Origin of the sequence: Novipirellula sp. (genome assembly GCF_041583735.1) — a bacterium.
Lineage (GTDB): Bacteria > Planctomycetota > Planctomycetia > Pirellulales > Pirellulaceae > Novipirellula.
On record NZ_JBFHFD010000822.1, the window covers coordinates 1 to 3,260 of the forward strand.

The following is a 3,260-nucleotide window of genomic DNA, read 5'->3' on the forward strand; positions in this document are numbered from 1 at the left end:
GAACGCCACCGCCGGCGGCCTACCAAGACGCCTTCGACTCCTTCCGCCGAGCCATCGGCGGAAAGTAGTGGATCTTGCTGAAGATCCTTTAATCGTCGTAGCGCCGGTTTCCACCGGCCGGTTTGTGAAGCGCCGGTTTCCACCGGCCCTACTCGAACATCTCGTCAAGCTGCTCGATGTACTCCAGCGCCTCTTCGGGCTCTTCCACCTCCGCTCCGGGGACCCGGCCCGCGCGGTCGCAATCGCCCAGTAGGCACAAGTCTTCGAACCACGGGTGAGCGGCCAGACGTTTACGGCGTCGCGCTCCGATCGTGCGGTCCTGGATCTTATGCGACTCCATGTGATGCTGGATCAGCCAGGCGGTTCGCTCGCTAATGAATCCCTCGAGTGCTTCCAGACCGCTGGCGACATGATCGTCGGGATCGATCGCCTTGCCGACATCGTGCAGTAGCGCCGCCAGTAAAAACTCTTCGTCGTACGGCATCACGTCTTTCGCAAGTGCAAAGACCTGCATGCTGTGAAACAACGCGTCCCCCTCGGGGTGGTAACGCGGGCTTTGCCGCACGTTTTCCAGTGGCACTAGCAGCGACAAGAATACATTCGAGCGATCGGGGCATGCATCCATTGTCAACATTTGCTCGGCTTGTCCGTTCGCATCGACGTCATGTTCGATCGCGATCACACGTTCCAGTTCCCCGATTCCAGCCCGTTCGATCGGTTTGCCCGTGATCGAACTGCGGAAATTGAACCCTAGCAGTGACGGATGGTACACCGTCAATTCCACCGGGAATTGATCTCGCACGTGCAGGTGGGTGAACACACGTTGCTCGCCATTCTTTTCGACCCGTTTACGCTGCATGTGATAGAAAACGCCCTGCTCATCCAGCACGATGGCGATCGACTCTGGCGAAGCGGCGAAGACGTGGATGTCGATATCCGAGCCTTCACGGATACTGCCGGTCAGCACGCTGCCGATCAATTTGGGGTGAAATGGGGTCAGTTTTCGTAGCCACCATGCGGCTCGCAGTCGCATCTCCAGCAGGCGTTTGGAATACCCCTGGTCGCCTTCGCTGATTCGAGCAAGCAATTGGACTTGTTCACGAATTTCGGCGTTGGTGGGCAAGTCGGCTGGCTTGATCCAGCCTTTATAGATCCGGCGGGCCGCTTTTTGTTTCGCGTTAAAGTATTCGCTACACTCACGCGAGTACATCAAGCGTGCCGCTTCCCAAGCAATTTGGCGGCGAAGTTTTGGCGATGACATTCAAAAGGTTTGGCGAAGCAAACCGAGAAAGATCGAGCAAAGAAGAGTTAAGTCACATCTCCAGTCTTCGTCGTTTCGCCCCGACTGTCAAGATGTTTTTTTTTGAAGGCTCACCGCTGTGTCGCCAACTATCAGCCTAGATTGGAGCGGTTGTGGTCCCCCCCTGTGCATCGTGAGGTTTGTAGCGATTGGGAACGGCGAAAACCGTGTTACTCCATTGTTTGGTTCAGTCCGAACGATAGGTATTGCACGGCTCAGTCCGAACGATAGCTACAGAGAGTCCATCCGTCACTTTGCAGACCACCGAGAACATTGCATGTTTCGATTTTTGACCACGTTAACGCTGATTGCATGTGTGACGACCGCACAGGCGTCACCCCCATCCTTGTTTATCAACTCGTCCAATACAACGATTACGCAAGCCGACCACTACTCTGGTGATGCAACTGTTACCGTAGGGGCCGGCGAGTCAATCTCTGCCGTGAACGTGAGTACGAACAGTTCTTTTTTTTATACTTATCTGAGGAGTGATGGCGACTCATGGTTGACGATCTGGCGCCGTGAGGAGGGCAATTTGCTGGATCACGGAACAGCATCCTCGGTTACGCCGGGAACTTATAACTTCTCTTGGTACGATGATTTTAGTGCTAGTGACTTCACCATTAATTTCATCTTTGAGCTCGCCTCATTTGAAGCTGGTCAATTGCTCGGCAGCACGACGCAGGCTCAATTCCAGAACCAAAACTATCAGTTCCAATCGCTGAGTCATCAAATCACGAGCATGGCCAGCAGTTTCTCTGGCGGTGCCAACTCGTTTGACCTGACTTCGCTCACCCCGCCCCCACATACCGCAGGTGGCGACGATGCATCGGTCCGTTTGGTCAGTTACGAAGAACCGTCCTTCCAGCAGACCAGCTACCGAAGTGCACCGCTGACGCGAGGCGGTTGGGGTGGTTGGATGCAAGGCTACGGGATCGGCGGCAGCGCCGACGGTCACCTCGGTGTGGCTGGGTTCGACTACGGTGCCGGCGGCACGCAGTTGGGTCTGTTCCGCAACGTCGACGCGCATACGATGGTTGGATTTTATGGCACGTACGGCTATCAAAACGTTAGCACGGACAACGGTTCCGAGGCGAACGTCAACAGCGGGATGATTGGCACGTTTTTGCACCGCAACGATCACGATGGCAACTACTACACGCTGGCCGGCAACGCGGCGTACGACGACTATGACACGTCTCGCACCGGTGGCATTACCGGCAATTTTGACGGCGTACAAACTGGCACCTACCTAGAACGCGGTTGGACACGCACCCTTGGTGGCGTGACGGTTCAACCGAATGTCGCCCTGCAATACGTTTGGGTCCATCAAGACGACCATGTGGAGTCCGGCGGAGCATCGATCGACGATGTCGATGCCCATTCGCTCCGCAGCATGGTTGGCTCGAAGTTTTATGGCAGCCGTCACCTGAATGGTCATTACGGGTGGCGTTGGACGCCTAATTCCCGTGCCTCGTGGATGCATGAGTACCTGGATCCATCGACTAGTGTCACTGGCACCCAGAGCGGATCCAGTTTTGCAACCAACGGCTTGGACCTGGGCCGCGACTGGGCATTGGTAGGCATCGGGTTACAAGGCAATCGCAACGCGGCGCTAACGCTCTACGGCAACTATGATCTGCAGGTCAACGACCGTAGCCAATTCCACACCGGCAGCGGCGGCGTGGTCTGGACGCGATAACAGAGCGTCATGCGGGCAGGAAATATTGAGGCTGTTTCGGGCTGCAAACTTGGTGCTCGTCTTCGATTCCCGCTATTTCCTAACCTGCCATTTTTTAACCTTGCTTCCCCTTCGATCGGCATCGCACGATGCAAGGCACTAGCACGCGTGGGACGATTCGCGGGCGTGAGCCGCCGCAATACGACCTAGCGCGGACGAAGAGGAGGTTAGAAAATGGAAGGATAAAAAATGTAATTGTGATACCGCCGTCGTGCGATC

The 3,260-nt window shown here is 55.8% G+C and carries 2 protein-coding genes; one reads left to right on the plus strand and one right to left on the minus strand.

What is annotated here, in order from left to right; genetic code table 11:
- Positions 1-148 precede the first annotated feature (148 nt).
- Positions 149-1,261 carry an HD domain-containing protein gene (locus tag ABX962_RS33260; RefSeq protein WP_372725979.1) on the minus strand — a complete coding sequence of 371 codons (1,113 nt, stop codon included), beginning with the start codon at positions 1,259-1,261 and terminating at the stop codon, positions 149-151.
- Positions 1,262-1,577: 316 nt separating this feature from the next.
- Between ABX962_RS33260 and ABX962_RS33265 the strand changes: the two genes are divergently transcribed.
- Complete coding sequence (locus ABX962_RS33265) at positions 1,578-3,002, plus strand: autotransporter outer membrane beta-barrel domain-containing protein (protein ID WP_372725980.1); 1,425 nt, start codon at positions 1,578-1,580, stop codon at positions 3,000-3,002.
- The last annotated feature ends 258 nt before the right edge of the window (positions 3,003-3,260 follow it).

Excerpts from the sequence above, each read along its gene's own strand:
- ABX962_RS33260 (WP_372725979.1), bottom strand. The coding sequence starts at position 1,261 with ATGTCATCGCCAAAACTTCGCCGCCAAATTGCTTGGGAAGCGGCACGC.
- ABX962_RS33265 (WP_372725980.1), top strand. The coding sequence starts at position 1,578 with ATGTTTCGATTTTTGACCACGTTAACGCTGATTGCATGTGTGACGACC.